Origin of the sequence: Dechloromonas hortensis (assembly GCF_009469765.1) — a bacterium.
GTDB classification, from domain to species: domain Bacteria; phylum Pseudomonadota; class Gammaproteobacteria; order Burkholderiales; family Rhodocyclaceae; genus Azonexus; species Azonexus hortensis.
The window spans coordinates 15346-33479 of sequence record NZ_SSSQ01000002.1 but is presented as its reverse complement, the minus strand read 5'-3'; the positions used below and the strand labels follow the sequence as shown (position 1 = coordinate 33479).

Annotated in this window: 17 protein-coding genes; 8 read left to right on the top strand and 9 right to left on the bottom strand. The window is 60.8% G+C overall.

All coding sequences use genetic code 11. From position 1 onward, the window contains the following. Positions 1 to 19: 19 nt before the first annotated feature. From GH663_RS03485 to GH663_RS03465, 5 genes are all read right to left on the bottom strand, one after another. Complete coding sequence (locus tag GH663_RS03485) at positions 20 to 1222, bottom strand: sensor domain-containing phosphodiesterase (RefSeq protein WP_153130316.1); 1203 nt, start codon at positions 1220 to 1222, stop codon at positions 20 to 22. Between the two features lie 355 nt (positions 1223 to 1577). After that, a complete protein-coding gene (locus tag GH663_RS03480) occupies positions 1578 to 2645 on the bottom strand; it encodes an alkene reductase (RefSeq protein ID WP_153130315.1) in 1068 nt (355 codons plus the stop codon). Between the two features lie 47 nt (positions 2646 to 2692). Next, on the bottom strand, positions 2693 to 3487 hold the full coding sequence (locus GH663_RS03475; RefSeq protein ID WP_153130314.1) for an SDR family NAD(P)-dependent oxidoreductase: 795 nt from the start codon (positions 3485 to 3487) through the stop codon (positions 2693 to 2695). A 61-nt stretch (positions 3488 to 3548) separates the two neighbouring features. Beyond that, positions 3549 to 4550 carry an NADP-dependent oxidoreductase gene (locus tag GH663_RS03470; RefSeq protein WP_153130313.1) on the bottom strand — a complete coding sequence of 334 codons (1002 nt, stop codon included), beginning with the start codon at positions 4548 to 4550 and terminating at the stop codon, positions 3549 to 3551. A 39-nt stretch (positions 4551 to 4589) separates the two neighbouring features. Further along, on the bottom strand, positions 4590 to 5429 hold the full coding sequence (locus tag GH663_RS03465; RefSeq protein ID WP_153130312.1) for an alpha/beta fold hydrolase: 840 nt from the start codon (positions 5427 to 5429) through the stop codon (positions 4590 to 4592). Positions 5430 to 5505: 76 nt separating this feature from the next. On the opposite strand from GH663_RS03465, the gene GH663_RS03460 reads away from it, so the two are divergent. Next, a complete protein-coding gene (locus GH663_RS03460) occupies positions 5506 to 5949 on the top strand; it encodes a winged helix-turn-helix transcriptional regulator (protein WP_153130311.1) in 444 nt (147 codons plus the stop codon). Positions 5950 to 5990: 41 nt separating this feature from the next. Continuing rightward, positions 5991 to 6422 (top strand): GFA family protein, encoded by a 432-nt coding sequence (locus tag GH663_RS03455; RefSeq protein WP_153130310.1) that lies wholly within the window; start codon positions 5991 to 5993, stop codon positions 6420 to 6422. A 63-nt stretch (positions 6423 to 6485) separates the two neighbouring features. Here the strand turns inward: GH663_RS03455 and hpaA are convergent, their stop codons facing one another. Together hpaA and GH663_RS03445 are read right to left on the bottom strand one after the other, a co-directional pair. Next, entirely contained in the window at positions 6486 to 7400 is a 915-nt protein-coding gene (gene hpaA / locus GH663_RS03450; protein WP_153130309.1) for a 4-hydroxyphenylacetate catabolism regulatory protein HpaA, read from the bottom strand. A 55-nt stretch (positions 7401 to 7455) separates the two neighbouring features. After that, the gene (locus GH663_RS03445; RefSeq protein WP_153130308.1) at positions 7456 to 8472 is read right to left on the bottom strand and encodes a TRAP transporter substrate-binding protein; all 1017 of its coding nucleotides are present in this window, start codon (positions 8470 to 8472) and stop codon (positions 7456 to 7458) included. A 137-nt stretch (positions 8473 to 8609) separates the two neighbouring features. Between GH663_RS03445 and hpaR the strand changes: the two genes are divergently transcribed. From hpaR to fumC, 3 genes are all read left to right on the top strand, one after another. Next, positions 8610 to 9095, top strand: a complete 486-nt coding sequence (gene hpaR / locus GH663_RS03440) for a homoprotocatechuate degradation operon regulator HpaR (RefSeq protein ID WP_153130307.1) — start codon at positions 8610 to 8612, stop codon at positions 9093 to 9095. A gap of 99 nt (positions 9096 to 9194) precedes the next feature. Then, positions 9195 to 9434, top strand: a complete 240-nt coding sequence (locus tag GH663_RS03435; protein ID WP_153130306.1) for a DUF2789 domain-containing protein — start codon at positions 9195 to 9197, stop codon at positions 9432 to 9434. A 12-nt stretch (positions 9435 to 9446) separates the two neighbouring features. Beyond that, complete coding sequence (gene fumC / locus GH663_RS03430; protein WP_153130305.1) at positions 9447 to 10835, top strand: class II fumarate hydratase; 1389 nt, start codon at positions 9447 to 9449, stop codon at positions 10833 to 10835. Positions 10836 to 10927: 92 nt separating this feature from the next. Here fumC and GH663_RS03425 read toward each other — a convergent pair whose 3' ends face one another. Continuing rightward, positions 10928 to 11446: a superoxide dismutase family protein gene (locus GH663_RS03425; RefSeq protein ID WP_153130304.1), complete on the bottom strand. Its 519-nt coding sequence runs from the start codon at positions 11444 to 11446 to the stop codon at positions 10928 to 10930. A 203-nt stretch (positions 11447 to 11649) separates the two neighbouring features. Between GH663_RS03425 and cysD the strand changes: the two genes are divergently transcribed. The 3 genes from cysD to GH663_RS03410 all read left to right on the top strand — a co-directional run bounded on the left by cysD (position 11650) and on the right by GH663_RS03410 (position 14974). Further along, entirely contained in the window at positions 11650 to 12588 is a 939-nt protein-coding gene (gene cysD, locus GH663_RS03420; RefSeq protein WP_153130303.1) for a sulfate adenylyltransferase subunit CysD, read from the top strand. Then, the gene (locus GH663_RS03415) at positions 12588 to 13856 is read left to right on the top strand and encodes a sulfate adenylyltransferase subunit 1 (RefSeq protein ID WP_153130302.1); all 1269 of its coding nucleotides are present in this window, start codon (positions 12588 to 12590) and stop codon (positions 13854 to 13856) included. Before cysD ends, GH663_RS03415 begins: the two co-directional genes overlap by 1 nt. Before the next feature lie 131 nt (positions 13857 to 13987). Continuing rightward, complete coding sequence (locus GH663_RS03410; protein WP_153130301.1) at positions 13988 to 14974, top strand: nuclease-related domain-containing protein; 987 nt, start codon at positions 13988 to 13990, stop codon at positions 14972 to 14974. 113 nt (positions 14975 to 15087) lie between these two features. On the opposite strand, the gene GH663_RS03405 is transcribed toward GH663_RS03410, so the two are convergent. Next, a complete protein-coding gene (locus tag GH663_RS03405; RefSeq protein WP_170291327.1) occupies positions 15088 to 18051 on the bottom strand; it encodes an ATP-binding protein in 2964 nt (987 codons plus the stop codon). Positions 18052 to 18134 lie beyond the last annotated feature (83 nt).

The following is an 18134-nucleotide window of genomic DNA, read 5'->3' as shown; positions in this document are numbered from 1 at the left end:
TACGCGTGTGGGGAAAGAATCAGGGGAACACTCTTCTCGCCGGCTCGGACTGCAGCGCTTCGATGGGCGCCGGGCGTCCCAGCAAATACCCTTGCGCCTTATTGACCTTTAACTCGCGCAAGGCTTGGAGTTCGGCGTCAGTTTCGACCCCTTCGGCAACGATCTTGCTGCCCATCTCCTCGGCAAACCGTATGAGGGCAGCCGCCAAAGCGCGGCACCCGGTATCGGAGTCGATTTTCCGGATCAGGCTGACATCTAGTTTGATCACGTCCGGCTGCAATTTGAGAATGTGACGGAAACTGGCGAACCCCGCCCCGGCATCGTCTACGGCCAAGCGCAAGCCCCGTTGCCGCATGGGCTTGAGAACGGTGGCGATCGGGGAATAATCGCTGACGGACGCATGTTCGGTCACTTCCAACATCAAGCGCTCGAAGGGATAGCCTTGCAAAACGGAGGCGACGGAACCCTTCAGAAGGGTAGCCGGGGAAACGTTGAGTGAAAGGTAGGCATCCTCGGGGAGACGGGCCAGCCCGAGCAATGCCTTCTTGATCGCCGCCAATTCCAGTTCTTCCTGGAGGCCGACCGTTGCCGCCTCATTGAACCACAGGTCGGGCGTGCGCACCGGTTCGGCCGAAAACCGCGTCAGGGCCTCGTAGCCAACGATCTTGTGCTGGGCGACATGAATGATCGGCTGATAGACGATCGTAAAGCGCTCCGCGTCAAGCACGTCTCGAAGACGGGTGACGAGTTCGTTGCGGGCTTCTTCATCGCTCACCTGCTGCTCCAGGAGCTTGCCGGTGACTTCGGCAAAGAGCCGCATCGCCCGGATATCGCGATCGTTCAGGGTGCTGTCGGGAGAAGTGCAGAAGCAGCAAAACGTGCCGTAGATATGGCCATCGCTGAACCGGATCGGAACGCTCAGGTGGGCGCCCACCGGCAAGGCTATCGTCACCGGCAAGGTCAGCGCCTCGGGGATTTGCGTTGCATCGCGGATCAGTTCCGGCAGGCGGCCGTCAACTACGCGTTGGCAGTAGCTTTCCTCGAGAGGATCACCCGCTCCAACGCAGAGCGATACAGCACCCTTTTGTGAATCCACATAACGAAAGACGCGGCATCCGCCCGTAAACTCCGAGATAAATGCCACTTCCATGCCAAGCAGGGTGCGTACCGAGTGCAGCGTTTCCATGATGATTTCATGAGAAGAACGGTGATTGGCGCTCATGTCTATCCTTGGTCTATCGATGGATTGATCCCTGCATCATTATAGACAGGGTACTCGCCATGTCCGCACGCCGCATAACAGCAGGAATCGATAGACTTGCCGACAGACGTCACGCTGGTTTCCGGTCGCAGCCAGTGCGGCACCAGCACTGGATTGCTGATGTCAGCATTAGCGAAGCGCCGCTTTGAATCGGGATTTGAGTGGGGCAAGCCACTGCTGCGGTGCACGCCCTAAATTAAGCAAAAACCAACTTAATGCTGCCCGGCCAAGCGAAACTGGCCGGGCTATGTGCCGACCCGCTTGGTGAAGAAGCGGGAGAAAGTGCAATGACGATGCGGCCCGGATCAGACCTTGGTCAATAATCGGTATAGCCCTTTTCTCCCGGCGTGTAGAAGGTAGCGAAATCGGGCGCCACCAACGCCTGGCCCGACCTGAGCTTGGCTACCAGATCCGGATTCGAGATGAACGGGCGACCGAAAGCCACCAGGTCGCCGCGCTGCGCGTCGAGATCGGCATTGGCTCGCGCCACGTCATAGCCACCGGAGAGTATGTATTGTCCTTTGAAGGCGGTACGGATTTTGGCCTTCAATTCGGGACTGACTTCAGGCGCCCCCATGGCGCTGTGATCGACGATGTGGATGTAGAGCAGGCCGAGCCCATTCAACTCGTCGATCAAACGTAAATACAAAGCGTCCATTTCTGCATCCGGCAGCTGAGCATTGAATACGCCGTAAGGCGAGATCCGCATGCCGACGCGCTCGGCACCAATGGCGGCGACGCTTGCCTTGGCGACTTCTACAGCGAAGCGGATACGGTTGTCGACGCTACCACCCCAGCGGTCATTGCGCTGATTGGAGGCGGTATTGAGGAATTGGTCGATCAGATAGCCATTCGCCGCATGCAACTCGATGCCATCGAAGCCGGCCTGCATGGCCAGTTTGGCCGAGGCTGCATATTCGGCGATGCTTTGCGCGATGTCCGCCTCGCTCATTTCGCGTGGCACGGGATGCGGCTGCATGCCCTCCGCGTCGGTCCACATCTCGCCCTGGACGGCGAGCGCCGAGGGCGCCAGGACGCTAGCACCGGCCGGCAGGTTGGCAGGATGGCTGACCCGTCCGGTATGCATCAGTTGCACGAAAATCCTGCCACCTGCCTGATGGACGCCCTCGGTGACGCCTCGCCAGGCCTGCACCTGTTCCTCATTGAACAGTCCGGGAATGCGTGCATAGCCAAGGCCGTTGGGTGAAGGCGAAGTACCTTCGGTAATGATCAGTCCAGCCTCCGCCCGCAAGCGGTAATACTGTTCCATCAGGGCATTGGGCAGGTTTCCGATCGCGCGACTGCGCGTCAGCGGTGCCATGACGATGCGGTTCTTCAGCGACAGACTGCCGAGTTGGGTAGGGGTGAATAGCGTGCTGCTCATGAAAATTTCCTTGGTGTTTAGTTCAGATTAACGCGTCGTTGCGTCGCTTAAAGCGAAAGCAATCGTGGCGCCGGCTGGCCGGTTTGCATCGCGACGAAGAGATCGGACCGAGCTGTGTCATAGCGCTCCCAGAGACCGGTATCTGCCATGGACGGCAAAGTGACCGACTCGCCCTGGTCGAAGCCGGCCAGCGCGGCATCGACCAGGTGCTCGACAGACATCACCGTTTCTGGCGCCAATGCGGCCAGCGGTACACCGGAGATATCCCAAAGATCGGTAGCTGTCGCGGCCGGCAGCACCACTTGAATCCTGATGCCGGTATTCGCGAGTTCCTGCTGCAGACCGCGACTGAAATTGAGTACGAAACCCTTGGTGCCGCTATATACGGAACTCACCGGCAGCGCATGCAGCGCCAATGCCGAAGCAATATTGACGATAACGCCTTGGTTGCGCTCTTTGAAGGCGGGCAGGACGGCCTGCGTCAAGCGCGTCAGGGCCGTGATGTTCAACGCGATCTGCGACAAGGAGTCTTTGATCGACGTCTCGGCAACAGGACTCAGCCTGGCAATGCCGGCGTTGTTGACCAATAGATGGATGGCGGGATTGCCAGCAAGAACAGCTTCGAGAGCGACAAGATCGGCTTCTTTTTCAAGGTCGGCGACGAAGGTTTCGGCCTTGATGCCGTACGCCTGCTCAAGCTTTGCGGCGAGATTCCGCAAACGCTCGCCACGCCTGGCGACGAGCAGGAGGTCGTAGCCGCGCCGTGCCAGGCGATCGGCATAAACGGAGCCGATGCCGGAAGATGCACCGGTGATAACAGCGATTTTTGTAGATGGGGTCATGGTTTTATGTCCTAAAAGTTAACTGCCTGTCTTGGCCGGCTTGCTGCCCGGCGATTCATATTCAACGCATTTTGATGACGACTTTTCCCTTGGCATGCCCCTGGGCGAGGTAGGCAAGCGCCTCCTTTGCTTGTTCGAACGGAAACACCTTGTCGATCACGGGCTGGATACGCTCCGCCTCGATGAGTTTGCCGATTTCGGCAAGTTGAGCGCCATCGGGGCGGGCAAAGAGAAACGAGTAAGTGACGTCCCGCTTTTTCGCAAGACGCATGATCTTGCGGCTCATCAGCCCGAAGACGAACTCAAGGACGAAGTTGAGCCGTCGAGCCCGAGCGAATGCTGTATCCAGCGGCCCGACCAGCGAAACGATCGTGCCCCCTGGCTTGAGGATGCCGAGGGACTTCTCGATCGCGTCCCCCCTGATGGTACCCAGTACCGCGTCGTAGCCGCGCAGCACTTTTTCGAATTCCTGTTTCCTGTAATCGACCACCTCGTCGGCGCCAAGGCTGCGCACCAGTTCGACATTGCCCGTGCTGGTGGTCGTTCCCACCTTGGCGCCCAGGTGCTTTGCCAGTTGAATCGCAAACGTACCAATACCGCCGGAGCCTGCCGGGATGAACACCTTCTGGCCGGCCCGAAGATTGGCCCGCTCCTTCAGCGCTTGCCACGAGGTGAGCCCGACCATCGGGATCGATGCCGCCTGCACGAAGTCCAGATTGGCCGGTTTCAGTGCGGCAAGCTTCTCCGGTACCACTGCGAACTCGGCGATAGCGCCCGTACCCAGGTCGAAGATGTTGGCGAAGACGTTATCGCCAGGCTTGAAACGAGTCACGCCACTGCCAACCTCGGTCACCACACCGGCCAGATCGCTACCCAACGTCGCGGGAAGCTGAAAATGCAGGACTGGTTTGAATACTCCCGTCAGGATCATGTTGTCCACCGGGTTCACGCTCGCCGCGTGCACATGTACGAGCAATTCATTGGCCTTCAGGGTCGGGCGGGGAACGTCGGCAACCCCGATCTCGGGCGATTTGCCATAGCGTTTGAAAGTAAGTGCTTTCATTGTTTGAGTTTTCATCCTTGCTCTTTCATTCTTGTCTGGTCAGTCGGCGAGAAAGTCCAGAATCGCAGGTACAAAGGCCCGGTGGTGCTGAAAGACGCCGCCGTGCCCGGAATCCGGATAGATAGTCAGCTGAGCGCTCGGCAGACGGCGAGCCATGTCGGCCGAAAGGCTGCTGGCGACCATGAGGTCGTGGTCGCCGTTGGCGACGAAAACGGGTTGCTTGATGACCGAGAGGTCGTCGGGCACGCTCAAACCCGCGGTTCTGATGGCCTGCAATTGGGCCCGCCGGGCTTGCAGGGAAATGGGCTTGTCGCGGTCCTTGGTGCGCTCCTTCAGCCGCGAGAAGTAGTCTTTCGCGGCGCGCTTGCCCTCCGGGGTACGAGGGAAGAACAGGAAATTCCTCGGATCGCTCAGCGTGAGTGCCGCTTTGAGGTAAGCGATGACCGCGATTCTGTTGATCTCGTCGATCCCCCCGCCGCCCCGTGGCCCCGTTCCGGCCAGGACCATCCGACGCACGAGGTCGGGGGCCTGCAAAGCAATCATTTGCGCGACGCCGCCGCCCAAGGAGAAGCCGAGAAGGTCGACCTGACTGAATCCCAAGGCCCGAATGAAGGCGATGGCATCCCGCCCCATTTCCTCGATCGTGGGCGGCACCGATCCGCCCGAGGCACCGACCCCGCGATTGTCGAAGGCGATCACCCGCCGCTGTGCGGCAATGCCGTCGATAATCCGCGGGTCCCAGTCATCGAGCACGGCCATCAGATGGTGCAGGAAAATCACCGGCACGCCGGAATCGGGGCCGAGTTGCCGATAGGCAAAAGGCACCCCGCCAACGTCGACCCTGCGGGTCGGAACATCTTTCCACGTCACATTGCTCATCTGTCGCTCCAGGTGTTACTATCAATTTGAAACGAACGGTACTACCAATTTGAAAGCAAGTCACTATCGAAACAGTATGAACGAAGAAAATAGTTGCAATGACCCCTGTCCGATAGCGCGCAGCCTGGCTTTCGCCGGTGACGCGTGGAGCATATTGATCCTGCGGGATGCCCATGCCGGCCTGACGCGCTTTGACCAATTCCGGAAAAGCCTGGGTATCGCCCCGACGATGCTGACCCGCCGACTGGCGACGCTGACCGAGGAGGGGCTGCTGGAGAAACGGCGCTACTCGGAGCACCCGCCGCGCGAGGAGTATCTGCTGACCGCTGCCGGGCGCGATTTTCTGCCGGTACTCTTCATGATTGGCGCCTGGGGGCGTCAATACCGGGGCGGCGGCAAGTTGGTTCAGTTTTTTGACGCTGAAACGGGCACGGAAATTAAAGCGGTGGCCGTGGATGAAGTCACCGGGGCAAAGATCGGGACTCGCCCGATACGCATGGTCACGCCAGATGAAAGCTGACAGCTGATTTATTAGTTCGACTTGCCGGCAAAGGAGACGTCATGCTGATTCCCGGTCGCTGTCAGTGCGGCAATATTTCGTTCATTCTCGAATGGCTGCCAGATCCCATTGAGATACCCGCGCGCGCTTGCTCGTGCTCCTTCTGCACCACCCACGCCGGCGTCTGGACATCCTGCCCATCCGGCAAGCTGCAGGTGCGAATCAAGAATCCCGCACAGGTCCGCAAACACAGTTTTGCCACGGAAACGGCCCAATTTCATGTTTGCGAGGGCTGTGGCGATGTTCCTCTGGTAACCAGCCAGATCGAGGGCCAGGTTTTCGCAGTGATCAATACCCATGCGCTTCTGGGAATTGCCCCGGCACTACTCAAGCATCAGCCAGCCAGCTTCGATGGGGAGAGCGCCGAGGCCAGAATGGCCAGGCGTCGTCAGCACTGGATTGCCGAGGTCGTTATTAGGGAAGATCCGGTTTGAACCGTGATTCGACCGGGGCAAGCCGCTGCTGCGGTACACACCCCAAATCAAGCAAAAACCAACTTAATGCTGCCCGGCCAGGCGGAACTGGCTGGGCGGTGTGCCGGTCCGCTTGGTGAAGAAGCGGGAGAAATAGGCCGGGTCGGCAAAGCCGAGCTGGTAGCTGATTTCGCTGACCGGCACCGCCGAGTAGCGCAGCAGGCGGCGCGCTTCCTGCAGCAGGCGCTCATGGACGACCTCTTTCGATGGCCGTTCGGCCATCCGCCGACAGATGTCGTTGAGCCGGGCTTCGGTGATCAGCAGACGGCCGGCGTATTCGCTCAGCGTCAGGTGGTCGCGAAAATGCGCCTCGACCAGATCGCAGAAATTGAGGAAAAGGCGCAGATCCTCGCTGCGTTCCGGACGCTGCCCCGCGCTTGGCTCATGGGCGAGCAGCAGGCGGCTGAGATGAATGAAGACACATTCGCCCAATGCCTGCAGCAGTGCGGAATGCCCCTTGGCATCGCGCTCGAATTCGCGCTGCAACAGCTCGACGGTTTGGACCAGTGCCGAAAAATCGGCAGCGCTCTCGGCCGGCAGGCTGTCCAGTTCAAAAAAAGCGGCCTCGCGCAGCAGGGCATCCGGCCATTGACCGGGCATTGCCCGATACCAGCCACGAACGACTTCCTGGCGAACGGTCAGCACATGGCCGTCGGTATCTTCTTCGGAGTAGAAGGAATGCGGAATGGTCGGCGGCGTAAAGATCAGCAGCGGTGCCTTGCCGCCGTAGACCCGACCATCGAGATTCAGGCTGATACTGCCGCGCAGCAGCAGGTGGATCTGGAAAAAACAGTAGTGGCGATGCGGCGGCGTGTTGCGGCCGAAGAACTCGGCGAGGCGGCCGAAGGTTTCGTAGTGGATTTCGCATTCCGGATCACGCTGGTCGTAAACCCGACCAATGTGGATATCCGGAATCGCCTGAACGGGTGCGGCCGCCATGTTGTCCATCCAATCCAAACCACGAAACCGCCAGTTTACATCGTCTTGCCCTGCCCTACTTCTGGCCGGCCAGTTCGCGAGCGGCGGCGGCCAGTTTCTTGCCGTCCAGGCCCTTCTCGCCAACCTGCTTGATCCACTCCTGCTCGACACCGGCGGTCGCCTTCTTCATCGCTTCCATGTCGGCGGCGCTGAATTCGTTGATCTTGTTGCCTCGGGCCAGCACTTTCTTGTGGGCAGTCAGGTTTTCTTCATCCCAGACCTTGCCGAAGGACTCGGAAAGCACGGCCCCGCTGTTCTTGTCGATGATCGCCTTGAGATCGGCCGGCAGCGCATCGAACTTCTGCTTGTTCATCAGCACCATCAGCACCGTCGTGGACGGGAAAGCCTGTCCGGCCGGCGGCTGAACGTGGAACTTGGCGACTTCGTCGAGCTTGGTCGGCAGCACGACTTCCCAGGCGCCCATCGCGCCATCGACGACGCCCTTGGCAATCGCTTCGGTGACCTGAGCCGGCGGCATGGCGACCGGACTGCCGCCCAGCGCAGCCAGCGTCTTGGCACCGAGACGGGTCGAGGTGCGCAGCTTGAGGCCCTTCCAGTCGGCCGCCGTCTTGATTTCGGTCTTGCCGGTATGCGTCGCCTGGCCGCCATCGGTCATGAAGGCCAGCACCTTGAAAGCGGCGAATTCGGACTGGGCGTTCTGCTGGTAATACTTCCACATGGCGCGGTTGCCGGAAGTGGCATTGCTGACCATGAAGGGCAGTTCGAAAGCCTCGATCGCCGGGAAGCGCCCGGCCGAATAACCCGGCGCCGTCCACACGATATCGGCGACGCCGTTCTTGACCTGATCGACCAGCTGGGCCGGCGTGCCGCCCAGTTGCATGGCCGGGTACATCTGGCAGGCGATACGCCCGGCCGATTCCTTCTTCAAGGTCTCGCACCACGGCTGCAGAACCTTCTGCTGCGCCGGTGCGGCGGGCGGCAGGAAGTGGGCGATTTTCAGAGTCACTTCCTGGGCCAGAAGCGGGGTGGACAAGGCAAGGGCACCGACGGCCAGGGCAAAGCGAGCAATCACGATTTTCTCCACGAACTTATTTACTAATATATTATCAATGTAATCACTAACATATTAAGCAGTCAACTGGTATCATTGCTGCAAACCGAATGCCATAATTTGCACATCCAGCCCACCTGACTGGAGGAATCGTCCCTATGTCCCGCAAGCTAGCCTACCGAAACCTGCCCCAACTCTTCCTGAAAGCCCGCGAAGAGCTGCTCTGCCATTTCCGCCCCATCATCAGCCATTTCGGGCTGACCGAACAGCAGTGGCGGATTCTGCGCACGCTAAGCGAAATGGAGCAACTGGAACCGCGTGAAATCTGCGAGCTGTGCCACATCCTCAGCCCAAGCATGACCGGTGTGCTGTCGCGGATGGAGGAAATGGGACTGGTCACCCGCACCCGCGTACCTGAAGACCAGCGCCGGGTCATCGTCCGCCTGACCCGCAAGAGCGAACAGCTTGTCTCCGAACTGGGGCCGCTGATCGAAGCCCAGTACCGGGTCATCGAACAGGCGTTCGGACCGGAACTGATCCGGCAGCTTTACGAAGTCATGGACAAGGTGATCGTCGCCGAGCGCGGTCCCATCCAGCGTATCGCGCTGCCCGAGAAAAAAGACTGGGCCAACCTGCAGTTTTGACCCACCCCGGCCGGCCCGAACTTACTGGCCGGCAGCTACTCCAAGCATTACACCCGGCTGGCGACGCCGTCGCCGCTGTGGCCTGCCAAGGAGTAGCGCATGGAAACCCCTGTTCATAACCTGAGCATGCTTTTCGCCCAGCTCGGCGAACCCGACGACGCGCGCTCGATTGCCCGCTTCATCGAAACCTGGCGCCCGCTGGCCAACAACGTACTGTTGCACGAAGCCAATTTCTGGACACCGGCCCAGGCCACTTTCCTGTGCGAAGCGATTCTCCAGGACGCCGACTGGGCCGATGTCGTCGACGAACTGAATGTCGAGTTGCATGCCGTGCACTAGGCAGTCGCCAGCATGACCCGCCAGGAAAAGGATGCCTTCGGCGAAATCAGCGTTGCCGCCGACCGGCTGTGGGGCGCCCAGACCCAGCGTTCGCTTGAGCATTTCGCCATTTCCAGCGAGCGCATGCCGGATGAAATGATCCAGGCGCTGGCCGAGGTCAAGCTGGCCTGCGCCCGGGTCAATCAGGAACTCGGCCTGCTGCCGGCCGCCAAGGCCGAAGCCATCATCACCGCCGCCGATGAAGTGGCCGAAGGCCGGCATGCCGATGAATTTCCGCTCGTCGTCTGGCAAACCGGTTCCGGCACGCAGACCAACATGAACCTCAACGAGGTGCTGGCCAATCGCGCCTCTGAACTGCTCGGCGGCGAGCGCGGCAGCAAGCGTCTGGTGCACCCGAACGATGAAGTCAATCTCGGCCAGTCGTCGAACGACATTTTCCCGACCGCGATGCACGTCGCCGCCGTCATCGGCCTGACCCGCCGGGTACTGCCCGCCCTTTGCCGACTGGCCAGCCGGCTGGAGGAAAAATCGGCTGAATTCGCCGACATCATCAAGATCGGCCGCACCCATCTGCAGGACGCGACCCCGCTCTCCCTGGGCCAGGAATTCTCCGGCTACGTCGCCCAGTTGCAGCATGCCGAAGGCGTCATCAGCGCCAGCCTGCCCTCGCTCTACCCGCTCGCTGTCGGCGGCACCGCGGTCGGCACCGGCCTCAATACGCACCCGGAGTTCGCCACCCGGGTCACCGCCGAACTGGCCGCCGGCAGTGGCCTGCCCTTCACCAGCGCCGACAACAAGTTCGCCGCGCTGGCCGCCCACGACGGCCTGGTCGCCGCCCACGGCGCCTTGAAGACGCTGGCCGTGGCCTTGATGAAAATCGCCAACGACATTCGCTGGCTGGCTTCCGGCCCGCGTTCCGGCCTCGGCGAAATCAGCATTCCGGAAAACGAACCGGGCAGTTCGATCATGCCTGGCAAGGTCAATCCGACCCAGTGCGAGGCGCTCACCATGCTCTGCTGCCAGGTCATGGGCAACGATGTGGCGATCAGCATCGGCGGCGCTTCCGGCAATTTCGAACTGAATGTCTTCAAGCCGCTGCTCGCCCACAATTTCCTGCAAAGCGTCCGGCTGCTGGCCGACGGCATGGAAAGCTTCGAGCGCCACTGCGTGCGCGGCATCGGCGCCAACCGGCCGCGCATTGCCGAACTGATGGAACGCTCGCTGATGCTGGTCACCGCGCTGACCCCACACATCGGCTACGACAAGGCGGCCGAAATCGCCAAGTACGCCAACCGCGAGAACTGCAGCCTGAAACAGGCGGCGCTGGCACTGGCCTACGTCAGCGCTGACGACTACGAACGCTGGGTCAGACCGGAAGACATGCTCCACCCCGCCCCCTGAATCCGGCCAGCCAGCCACACCGATTGCTGCGGTCGACTGCCGAATACAGGGCTTTTTCAGGCGCTTTTTTCAGCAGGCAAGGCGGCCTTATTTCAACGGGCCGCAATCACCCCGCAGGCAACGCGCTTGCCGGAGTTGCCGGCCGGCTGCGACTTGTAGTCGTCCGGATCGGCATGGACCACGACGCTGCGTCCGACCACACCGGTCGCGCCACTCAGGCTGAGCCCGGTTACCTCGGCACTGTACGTCGCCTCGCCCTGGGCATTGGCCAGCAGGTTGGGCATGTCGCCGCCGTGCCGTTCGGCACTGCCGTGATAGCCGTGCGCCTTACCGGCCGGGTTGAAATGCCCCTTGGCCGAGCTCGCATCCGGCGCACTGCAGTCGCCCGCTTCATGAACGTGGAAGCCATGCTCGCCCGGCGTCAGCCCGGCCACCTTCGCCTCGACCCGCAACTTGCCGTCGACCTCAATGAATCGAACACTACCGGACACCGTACTGCCCGAGCGGGGCTGCAGTTCGGCCGTCGCCGACGGGCCGCCGAGGGAACTTGCACAACCGCCGAGCAGGACAGCGGCACAAGCGCTGAGGATAAAAACGGATTGATTTTTCATGGTTTCTCCCAGGGATGGAACGGCTCCGCCGTCAAAATGACGACGAGCTATTGGATGACCGGCCGCGCCAGTAAACGTTCCACGCCACAGACATATTCTTTTATAACCAAAAAAACTAACAAGATGCGTACATGTTCTTAAAACAATATTAAGGCCTTGCTACAATGCGGACCATTCCACATCCATCCTTGGATTTCCCTGCAATGACCCAAACGACTCAACGCGCGACACTGAGCCACCTCGACTGGCTCGAAGCCGAAGCCATCCACATCATGCGCGAAGTGGCCGGCCAGTGTTCCAACCCTGTGCTGCTCTTCTCCGGCGGCAAGGACTCGATCTGCATGTTGCGCATCGCCGAAAAGGCTTTCCGCCCGGGCAAGTTCCCCTTCCCGCTGATGCACATCGACACCGGCCACAATTACCAGGAAGTCGTCGCCTTCCGCGACAAGCGTGCCGCCGAACTGGGCGAGCGCCTGATCGTGCGTTCGGTTGAAGATTCCATGGCCCGCGGCACTGTCGTTTTGAAGCATGAAGGCGAATCGCGCAACAAGCATCAGTCGGTGACCCTGCTCGAAGCCATCGAGGAATTCGGCTTTGACGCCTGCATCGGCGGCGCCCGTCGCGACGAGGAAAAGGCCCGCGCCAAGGAACGCATCTTCAGCTTCCGCGACGAATTCGGCCAATGGGACCCGAAGAACCAGCGCCCGGAACTGTGGAGCCTGTACAACGCCCGTAGCCACAAGGGTGAAAACATCCGCGCCTTCCCGATCTCGAACTGGACGGAAATGGACGTCTGGCAATACATCGAGCGCGAAGGCCTGGAACTGCCGTCAATCTACTTCGCCCACACCCGCCCGGTCGTCATGCGCCAAGGCGCCATCGTGCCGGTCAACGTGCCGCTGGTTTCCGGCGAACTGACCAACCTGCCCAAGGCCGGCGAGGAAATCATCGACCTGCAGGTCCGTTTCCGCACTGTTGGCGACATTTCCTGCACCGCCCCGGTCGAGTCGGATGCCGACAACGTCGAGAAGATCGTGCTCGAAACCGCCACCACCACCATCACCGAGCGCGGCGCTACCCGTCTGGATGACCAGACCAGCGAAGCCTCCATGGAACAACGCAAGAAAGAGGGTTACTTCTGATGTCCGCCCAAGTTGAAGACCACGGCCTGCTGCGCTTTCTGACCTGCGGCAGCGTCGACGACGGCAAGAGCACGCTGATCGGCCGCCTGCTGTTCGACACCAAGACCATCCTGGCCGACACGCTGTCGGCCATCGCCAAGACTTCGGAAAAGCGCGGCCTCGGCGCCGTCGACCTGTCCCTGCTCACCGACGGCCTGCAGGCCGAGCGCGAACAGGGCATCACCATCGACGTCGCCTACCGCTACTTCTCGACCGGCACGCGCAAGTACATCATCGCCGATGCGCCGGGCCACGAGCAGTACACCCGCAACATGGTGACCGCCGCCTCGACCGCCAACCTGGCGATCATCCTGATCGATGCGCGCAAGGGCGTCCTCACCCAGACCCGCCGCCACTCCAAGCTGGCTGCGCTGGTCGGCATCCCGCACCTGATCGTCGCTATCAACAAGATGGACCTGGTCGATTACTCGCAGGAAACCTACGAACGGATCAAGGGCGAATACCTCGAATTCGCCGCCAAGGTCGGCATCGAAGACATCCGCTTCATTCCGTTGTCGGCGCTGAACGGCGACATGATCGTCGACCGGGGCGACAGCCTGAACTGGTACGACGGCCCGACCCTGCTCGAGATGCTGGAAGCCGCCCCGGCCGCCCATACCGAGCACACCGAGAAATTCCGCTTTCCGGTCCAATACGTCTGTCGACCGCAGGACTCGGCCAATCCCGACCTGCACGACTACCGCGGCTTCATGGGCCGTGTCGAAGCCGGCTCGCTGAAGGTCGGCGATGCCGTCACCGTGCTGCCGAATGGCCTGACTTCGACCGTCAAGGCCATCCAGATCGGTGGCGTCGATATTCCGGAAGCCGTCACCGAGCAATCCGTGACCATCCTGCTGGCCGATGAAATCGACACCTCGCGCGGCGACATGATCGTCAAATCGAGCGAAGTGCCGGCCGCCGTCAAGCAGATCGAAGCCACCGTCTGCTGGATGGCCGAGCAACCGATGGACCGCGCCCGTACCTACCTGATCCGCCACACGACGCGCGATTCGAAGGCCAAGCTGGCCGCCATCGACCATCGCCTCGACGTCAATACGCTGGAGAAGGTGCCGGCCGAAAAGCTGGCCATGAACGACATCGCGCAGGTCACCTTCAAGCTGGCCCAGCCGCTGTTCGCCGATCCCTACCTGGAAAACCGTGGGACCGGGGCGTTCATCATCATCGACGAAAGCAACAACAATACGGTTGGGGCGGGGATGATTTTGTAAGATTCCTGCGGTGGACCGCTAAAAACGGCCAAAAATCAAAACGCCTCCGAGATGGAGGCGTTCTATTTTGTGGACCGCAGATGGGGCACCTAGGATACCCTCTCGGCATTTGAGCGAACAAGGGAACGCCGATGCTGATTAAGAAGGCCGACAACAAGACCAAAGACATCGAAACCCTGCAAGAGCTGCTGAACCGCCCCGACGCGTCGGCGGATGCCAAGAGGAAAATCGAGCAGGAAATCCGCAACATCCAGTCGGGGGCTAAGGGTGAGGCGGACGCGGCCTACGAGATCGACTTCCACTACGGCCCGTCCAAGAACTGGGCCGTCATCCACGACCTCCGCATCGAGCACAAAGGCCGCGTGGCCCAGATAGATCACCTGCTGGTGAACCGATTCCTCGACATCTGGGTTTGCGAGAGCAAGCGGTTCTCGGAAGGCATCGCCATTAACGAGCAAGGCGAGTGCTCCATGTTCTGGCAGGGTCGCCCGCAGGGAATCGGCTCCCCTCACGAACAGAACGCAAAGCACATCGCCGTCGTCAAGGCAGCCTGCGACGACGGTACCGTGGAACTACCCAAGCGGCTCGGCTTCTCCATCAAGCCATCCCTCACGGGGCTCGTGGTCGTCTCCAAGAACGCCCGCATTTCCCGTCCGAAGACCAAGGGCTGGTGGAACGACGGCATTGTGAAGGCGGATTCGGTCAAGGCCAGAATCGAGAAGTCATTCGACTCGGACAACAACATCCTTCTTGCGGCAAAAATCGTCGGCTCCGACACCTTGGAAGGCTTCGCAACGCGGCTTGCAGCCCTGCACGTTCCCGCCACCTTCGATTGGCATGCCAAGTTCGGCCTACCCAAGGAGGCTCCAGTTCAGACAAAGCCCGTCGAGGCTCCCCTCGCACAGCCCAAGACCAAACCTGTTATGGCAGAAAACCCTGTGCAGGAAGAGCCCTCTTCAGACTCGGCGGACTCCAGGAAATCCAAACTCTTCTGCACCTCCTGCGGCACTTCCGTCCAATACAACGTCGCAAAGTTCTGCTGGTTCAACAAGGGACGGTTCGGCGGCAAGGTGTTCTGCTTCGACTGTCAAAAGAACGTTCCGCAGCCCTCGGTCTGACTCCTCCCCGAAAAAGCCCCCGCCCACATTTCGCGGGGATTCAGTTTGCTGTCTTCGGCTGCCAGCCCTAAAAAATACCGCTTTTTAGAGGGCCCCGCACTGCGGGGCCTTGTTCATTTCGGCAGTACGTATTGCCGAACCACCCGGATCAATTCCTCGATCCGGATCGGCTTGGCGACATGATCGACCATGCCGGCCGCCAGGCATTTGTCGCGCTCTTCGTTAAAAGCATGTGCCGTCTGCGCAATGATCGGCAGATCGGGGGCCAGTTCGAGAATCCGCCGGGTCGCCTCGTAGCCGTCCATCTCCGGCATCTGGATATCCATCAGCACGATATCGTAGGCATCGCGACCATCCTGCACGATTCGCTCGACCGCCTCCCGGCCATTGACCACCATGACTACCCGCGCCCCATCCTCGAGCAGGTTGTCCTCGATAACCATCCGGTTGATCAGGTCGTCCTCGGCAATCAGGAACGACAGCCCGGCCAGCGGCTTGGTTTCATCCGTCACGGTGGGCAAAGGCAAGGAAGGGGTAACGAAGGTCGAGGCGACATAGGGCAGGTGCACTTCGACGGTCGTCCCGACCGCCGGCTGGCTGTGCACACTGACTGAACCGTTCATCAGTTCGAGAATTCGCTTGCTGATCGCCAGGCCCAGACCGGTGCCGCCAAAGCGACGACTGGCCGAGGCATCTGCCTGCTGGAACGGCGTGAACAGTTCGCCCAGTTGCTCGTCGTTCATGCCGATGCCGGTGTCGATAACCCGGAAGACCAATTGGTCGGCATCCAGTGAAGCGGTTAGCCTGACGCTTCCGCTTTCGGTGAATTTGACGGCATTGGCGAGCAGGTTGAGCAGCACCTGGCCTATGCGCAACGGATCGCTGGTGCAATAGCGGGGAAAGTCGTCGGCAACTTCAAGGCGCAGATCGATCCCTTTCGCCTCGGCCCGGTCGCGCACCAGCTCGACCGCATGACCGAGCACTTCGCCGAGCACCACCGTCACCTGCTCGATGCCGAGCTTGCCGGCCTCGATCTTCGAGAAATCGAGAACATCATTGATCACCCCGAGCAGGCGTTGACCGGAAGCCAGGATCTTGGCGAAGGCATCGCGGGCCTTTTCGCCATTGTCGAAGTTGCGGAAACCGATCTGGGCAAAACCGAGCACGCCATGCAATGGGGTACGGATTTCATGGCTCATGTTGGCTAGGAATTCGCTACGCACCCGGGCCAGATTCTCGGCCGCCGCCAGCGCTTTTTCACGGGCCAGCGTCGCGGCGCGCTGCTCGCTGACATCGACGAAACTGGTCACCGCGCCGCTCAACCGACCATGCAGGAACATCGGATGGGTGGCATAGATGACCGGCACGGCATGGCCGTCGGCGTGCCAATAGACCTCGTTGTCGACCCGAATCTTCTGGCCGAGATGCAAGGCGCCGTAACTCGGGCAGTCGGAAACCGGATAGGGGCTGCCATCCGGCCGACTATGATGAAACAGCGCATGGGCCGGATGCCCGATAACGTCGTCCGGCGCATAGCCCAGCATGGTGCATGCCGCCGGATTGATGAAGGTAATGCGGCCAGCGTCATCGACCCCGTAAAGACCGGCCGCACTAGAGTTCAGGATATGCGTCGCCTTGGCCTCGGTTTCGCGCAGGGCTTCGGTCCGTTGCGCCACCAACTCTTCGAGATGGCGCCGGTACTGTTCAAGCTCGGCTTCGTTCCGCTTGCGTTCGGAAATATCGCGCCCGACGACGACCATGGCCTGGCGATTTCCCTCGCCATCGAACAGCGGCACCTTGATGATATCGAAATCGATGCGCTGACCATCGCTGGACTCGACCCACTCCTCGCTGCGATAGAGCGGACGGCCACTGGCCCAGGCCTCGTCATCGCTGCGTTGACAGGCATTGAGCGCGGCAATGCCGAGTTCGGCATCGGTCTTGCCTTGCCAGGCCTGGCCGGCCAGACCAAAGATATTCAGGCAGACATTATTGGCAATCAGCCAGCGCCCGCCCCCATCCTTGAAGACGATGGCATCGGGCACCGCCTCGACCAGCGAACTCAACTGCGCTTCGCGCTCGGCCAGCACCCGCTGGCTGCTGTCGTTCCGGGCCTGCAGGCGCAGCAGATAGGTGCCCAGCAGCAGGGACAGCAACAGGAAACCGCCGGCCATGAACGAGGTTTTATAGACTTCGTCGTACCAGTCGACCAGCGCATCGGAACTGGCGACCCCGACAACAGCAAACATCGGCGCCCTGGCCAGGCGCCGAAAAGTGACGATGCGGTCGAAACCGTCGCCACTGACCGGGGTGTGAAAGGTATCCCCCTGCACCCCGGATTCGACCAGGCCGCGAAATTCCGGGGAGACCAGGGTATTGCCGACCTGGCTAGCCGGTTGATCGGCAATCAGCGGCACCCGGGTAATCAGGCCAAGCTCGGTATCGCGCAAACTGATGGCGCCCTGCGCCCCGATGTCGTAGCGGGAGAGCAGGCGGCTGAAATGATCGAGTGCAATCGGCGCCGAGACGACGCCGGCAAAACGACCATCCGGATAGTTGTAGCGCAGTGCAAAACCGACGATGTGTTGCTTGGCGACGCGCCCCATCATCGGCTTGGAAATCTGCACGGCCGGATCGGCATGCTGGCGGAGATAGACGAAGTAATCGCGGTCGGCCCAACTGGCCGCCTCGCGCTTGCTGACGCCCTTGCCGAGAACGACCCGACCGTCGGCATTGGCTACCCGGAACGCCTCGACCTCGGGCAAACGCTGCTCCTGACGCAGCAGAAAGGCATTCATCGCGAACTCGTCGATGCCCTTGCCCGCCGCCAGTTGTCGCTGCAATTCATCGACCACCGTGCGCAGGGCCAGTTCGATTTTTTCAATCGAACCGGAGACGGACTGATCGAGCGCATTGGCCGTATTCTGGGTCAGCGCCTCGGCCCGCAACTGGTATTGCTGCCGGCTTTGCACCAGCGAATAGGCGGAAAGGGCGAGGACCACCACGTTGGAACAGACCAGGCCGGCAATCAACCATCGGCGCAGATGTCGCGATGTTTTCCCCGCGATTGGATTCATCCCTCTCCCATCGTTCAGCATTGGCTGATTTGGCAATGGCGGGGATTCTACCTGTTTGCCGCACCTGCGCACCGGCCCGGCCC

Bases quoted from the DNA above. Each gene is read 5' to 3' on its own strand.
- GH663_RS03405 (WP_170291327.1), bottom strand. From the start codon at position 18,051: ATGAATCCAATCGCGGGGAAAACATCGCGACATCTGCGCCGATGGTTG.
- GH663_RS03425 (WP_153130304.1), bottom strand. From the start codon at position 11,446: ATGAAAAATCAATCCGTTTTTATCCTCAGCGCTTGTGCCGCTGTCCTG.
- GH663_RS03460 (WP_153130311.1), top strand. From the start codon at position 5,506: ATGAACGAAGAAAATAGTTGCAATGACCCCTGTCCGATAGCGCGCAGC.
- GH663_RS03470 (WP_153130313.1), bottom strand. From the start codon at position 4,550: ATGAAAGCACTTACTTTCAAACGCTATGGCAAATCGCCCGAGATCGGG.
- GH663_RS03475 (WP_153130314.1), bottom strand. From the start codon at position 3,487: ATGACCCCATCTACAAAAATCGCTGTTATCACCGGTGCATCTTCCGGC.
- GH663_RS03485 (WP_153130316.1), bottom strand. From the start codon at position 1,222: ATGAGCGCCAATCACCGTTCTTCTCATGAAATCATCATGGAAACGCTG.
- cysD (WP_153130303.1), top strand. From the start codon at position 11,650: ATGACCCAAACGACTCAACGCGCGACACTGAGCCACCTCGACTGGCTC.
- GH663_RS03410 (WP_153130301.1), top strand. From the start codon at position 13,988: ATGCTGATTAAGAAGGCCGACAACAAGACCAAAGACATCGAAACCCTG.
- GH663_RS03415 (WP_153130302.1), top strand. From the start codon at position 12,588: ATGTCCGCCCAAGTTGAAGACCACGGCCTGCTGCGCTTTCTGACCTGC.
- GH663_RS03435 (WP_153130306.1), top strand. From the start codon at position 9,195: ATGGAAACCCCTGTTCATAACCTGAGCATGCTTTTCGCCCAGCTCGGC.
- GH663_RS03465 (WP_153130312.1), bottom strand. From the start codon at position 5,429: ATGAGCAATGTGACGTGGAAAGATGTTCCGACCCGCAGGGTCGACGTT.
- GH663_RS03480 (WP_153130315.1), bottom strand. From the start codon at position 2,645: ATGAGCAGCACGCTATTCACCCCTACCCAACTCGGCAGTCTGTCGCTG.
- fumC (WP_153130305.1), top strand. From the start codon at position 9,447: ATGACCCGCCAGGAAAAGGATGCCTTCGGCGAAATCAGCGTTGCCGCC.
- hpaA (WP_153130309.1), bottom strand. From the start codon at position 7,400: ATGGCGGCCGCACCCGTTCAGGCGATTCCGGATATCCACATTGGTCGG.
- hpaR (WP_153130307.1), top strand. From the start codon at position 8,610: ATGTCCCGCAAGCTAGCCTACCGAAACCTGCCCCAACTCTTCCTGAAA.
- GH663_RS03455 (WP_153130310.1), top strand. From the start codon at position 5,991: ATGCTGATTCCCGGTCGCTGTCAGTGCGGCAATATTTCGTTCATTCTC.